The sequence below is a fragment of the Vibrio sp. 1F263 genome (assembly GCF_041439035.1).
Lineage (GTDB): Bacteria > Pseudomonadota > Gammaproteobacteria > Enterobacterales > Vibrionaceae > Vibrio > Vibrio tasmaniensis_A.
In genome coordinates this window covers 1-4,009 of sequence record NZ_JBGONI010000088.1, presented here as the reverse complement: position 1 = coordinate 4,009, position 4,009 = coordinate 1, and the positions used below count along the sequence as shown (strand labels likewise).

The window sequence follows — 4,009 nt, the reverse complement described above, 5'->3', positions numbered from 1 at the left end:
AGTGATAAAAAGCCAGTGGACGCGATGAAAAGTTGCGTCCACTGAAATTGACTCTTGGTGATCTGCATAAGACAAAGTGCAAAAAATAAGAGTGAGACGACCAAGGTCTCGAAGATTAATGTAGACAAACTCGGTAACATAAAAATACCTAATACATTTGGTTTGCAATGACCTATTTCTGTCTTGTGTGGCTATCGACTATTTGATGCGCTATTCAACCATATCGCCCGCTTCCATCTCTATTTCCGGTGAGGTGGCTTGCTCTTCAATGGTTCGCTGCGCTTGCTCCTGGTACTCGAGATTGTCTTGATCCTTTGACTCGACCATCGCTTGCACGGTGTCACTTTGCATCGCTTCTTTCATTTGGCTTGCCTCGTTGAGCATTTATTCTTTTGAATCGAACTTGGCATGTTGTAGCTTGAGAAGTGGTTGCTGCGCTTCTTTGGATAGGTGAAGACTCGGTGCGACCTTTCGTAGTAAGTGGTTTGAACATGGGCTGTGACAATGTCACGCTACGTTTGTTGAAAGAAGGGCAGATGTCTTTCATGACATCGAACTCCAAATCCAGCTTAGTGATGAGATCAACACCTGGCGTACGTACGTAACACAGCAAATCATCCAAAGCTTGGATCTCACTCGGCGAGACCGCCGGGCCTTGTGACCGTTTGATGGCCCAATGACACACCGTCACGCAGCGTGTTCGCGCCGTACGACACGTTTTCTTTAGAAATATCGACTTCTTGCTCCCCCAAGTCTTTGGAAGAGATTTGCGCCATTTGTGCTGATGGCGCACGAAAGAAAAAGCGCGTGTTCAACAAATCAAACATCTCATCGGCGGCGTTCTTGCCATAGGTTTTCAGCAACTGCGCGTACGATTGGATACCAATTAAGTAGCACCCGCCAAATTTTCGCACTTCGGCTGTGATGGAGCCGAGTTCAGGTAATTTATGCAGACTGGGCATTTCATCCATCAAGACCCAAATGCGGCGGTCTTCATCGGCTTCTAGCCCTAAAATGGCGTTGGACACGATAGCCAACCACATGGAGATGAGCGGTCGCAGTGACGCATGCTGCTGCGCGTTACTCTATAAGAACAAAAAGCCGGTCTGCTTATCGTCTTGTACCCAGTCTGTAATAGAAAACTTCTTCTGCAGCGCTTCGTCTCGATGCTCATCATCAAGGCCGTCTAAAAACGCATGCTTTTCATGTAGGTGGCCAATACCGATTTGATGGAAATCGCGGTTTTCTTGATGTCCTTCGATGCCAGGGCGGCGGCCTCGGTGCCTTCCAGAAAATTACCTAACGCTTCAAGCTCACTGGTCAAAATTAAACTCAATAGGCGTGCGGTCGTCGCGGGTTTATTGTCCTGGCTCATGCGAAAGGCGGTGGATGAAAAAATGGTGCGCGCTGAGTCAACCCAAAATGGATCGCCATCGCCGTGTTGTGGGATGAGGGCCGCGGCCATGTTCTCAAAGTCGGGGGCGTCTTTTGCGTCGCACCACACGTCCCAATTCGCGCATCGAGCATCAAACGGGTTCAATATGACGTCGGTCTCAGGGCGGTAGAATTTACAGGTGAACACACAACCTTTGTCGTAAATAATGGCCTTGTCGCCACGCTCTCGTATCCATCGCACCAGTTTGCGGATCATCACTGATTACCCGCCGCGCCCGTGGTGCCATCGCCATAACCGCGTTTACGGTTCACTTTAGCGCGCTTGATTTGCATCTTGGTTAATACTTGTAGCTCAACCAGACGAAAACCACGCACATGAAAGTCTTCACTCTGTTTCTCGCCTTGCTCTTTGAAAAAACGCTGCAGCAGATAAAAGATGAAGAATCCGACCAACATCGAAATGAGGTAGTAGACTTGGAAGTTTCGCCACTCCTCGGCGTGAATATCGAGAAGCACGACATTGTCAAGCTGAGACGCGAGCGTGGATTGGTAGCGCTCACCGTCCCACACTGGGTTCACCAAGTTGTCTAATAGCGTATAAAATATTCCGCCAGTAATAGAACTCCCCCAAAAGGCGTGACGCGAGGGTGGCCAATAACATCCCAAAACCAATGAACTTGATGATGGTGTTGTTGACTTGGAAGAACATTCGAATGGAATGGAAGATGACTTGGCCACCTCGGGTAAAATGATTGCTTTTCTTACGGGGACGCATCGTCGCTCCTTATTTAAGAGTTGGCGTTGAAGGTAAAGTGGTGAAATGAACGTATTCACTGCTATTCAAAGGAAAGGCGCGCTTACGCCATGATTTTCATTGGGGATTTGATACACTGTGCGACTGATTGGATAAACAGAGCGCTTTGATGAGTCAAAATTTAAAACACTACCTAGCTCTGGATGAGCTGGTTACCCATTCACTGCTGACGCTCTATTGCACTATGAGTCAGCAAGGTGGGTTTTGGACGGTAAAGAAACGCAATGCCTTCTTGGTGAAATACCTCAAACCGAAAGTAAAGCAGGCTCAATTCTCTGTGTGCAAAAACGACCTAAAAACCATGCTCACTATTGGTCGCCAAACCAGAGGCAATCTTGAGCAAAAGTTGTGGACGGTCAATCAACTGAACCTTGAGTATCAGGCTCGATTGTCACAGGCGGATGAACTCTATCTCATGCTGACAGACCTCAATGATCAGCACCAATTTCCTTCCGAGCTCGACCATCCCGACAAAGCGAGAGAGGAGGAGATCTTGTACATGACCCAGTCAGAAATTGAAGAAGGGTTTGATAAAGACAATAACCAAATCAAACCCTTGGTGATGACTGTCAAAACGACGCGCCTCAAAGCGCTGATTGAGGCCGTGCAAGCCCAAGGTGTCTATCGCGTAGAAATCGAGCATGTGGATGAGCATGAAGTGATTCACTTACTCTTGCATCGCATTTCCTCCCCAAAAGTGAGCGATAAGCACGTTGTTGGACAATGACCTCTTTATTTCTCCCCCTCTGTGCCATCTAAGCTTTTATATGAGACCCAGTTAACAAAGCATCACTACTTTCAAATGAATTTTGACACACACTTCGACAAGCATTATATATGCTGCCGCTTAGTCATATAAAAACTCAACAATAAATAGGCTTAACATGAACCCAATGATTAAAACGTTACTGAACATTCGCACTTTGCGAGCATTCTCTCGAGAATTAACTTTTGAGCAGCTTGAAGAAGCACTGGATAAATTAACAACCGTGTATCTGGAGCGCCAGGAAAGCGAAGAAGCTGAACGTGAAGCGCGCGCAGAAAAAGAGGCCAAAGTGGCTGAAATGGCAAAACAAATGTCAGAGAGTGGAATAGGGGTAGAGGACTTACTGGCAGCGCTCACTGGACAGCCAAAAACAAAAAAAATTCGTCAACCAAGACCCGCGAAATACCAATACACTGATGAGAGCGGCACTGAAAAAACATGGACAGGACAAGGTCGCACACCTGCGGCCATTCAAACGAAATTAGATGCGGGTCAATCCATTGATGATTTTTTGATTAAGCGCTAGTTTCTTTTACTCAAACAATGGCTTACTTATCATAGCCAGGCCTGCTGGGCTTATTTATCACGAGAGATAAGCCCACAATGACCCAACATTTCGACGAGAATGATACCTTACTGAAGTCAGAGACGGTATTTATGAAAGGGCTTGGAGACGCCAAAAAGCGCCCCTGCAGACGGCTATAACGGTCATACTTGACCCTTTGCTCAGCAAAAAGTCAGGGCAATGGACAGAGCCCCCATGACTTGGCGCTGGCAAACACATATCAATATTACAAAGCATTAAACGAAAGGTGGTTTAATGCTCTATTGCCCCTTTATATGGTAACAAGCCACGAAAGACTTACATCACCTTCAATTACAGTAATTATAAATAAAGAGGGCTTCAGAGCCTCGGCTCGTTGTTTGTCGTTTTTATAGATATAGTCACACAGTTTCAATCAAATGGATTAACTCATTGTGATCTGAACCAGTAGTTTTGGACACTGCGTTAAGTGAGTACAATCACTAACGAG

The 4,009-nt window shown here is 46.4% G+C and carries 2 protein-coding genes and 1 pseudogene; 2 read left to right on the top strand and 1 reads right to left on the bottom strand.

Annotated features, from left to right (window positions below; all coding sequences use genetic code 11):
- Nucleotides 1–210 precede the first annotated feature (210 nt).
- Nucleotides 211–2,170, bottom strand: a pseudogene (gene traD / locus ACED25_RS23025) (type IV conjugative transfer system coupling protein TraD).
- Nucleotides 2,171–2,318: 148 nt separating this feature from the next.
- Between traD and ACED25_RS23020 the strand changes: the two are divergent.
- Together ACED25_RS23020 and ACED25_RS23015 are read left to right on the top strand one after the other, a co-directional pair.
- A complete protein-coding gene (locus ACED25_RS23020; RefSeq protein ID WP_017100254.1) occupies nt 2,319–2,936 on the top strand; it encodes a DUF2913 family protein in 618 nt (205 codons plus the stop codon).
- Nucleotides 2,937–3,093: 157 nt separating this feature from the next.
- Nucleotides 3,094–3,501, top strand: a complete 408-nt coding sequence (locus ACED25_RS23015; protein WP_017100253.1) for an H-NS family nucleoid-associated regulatory protein — start codon at nt 3,094–3,096, stop codon at nt 3,499–3,501.
- The last annotated feature ends 508 nt before the right edge of the window (nt 3,502–4,009 follow it).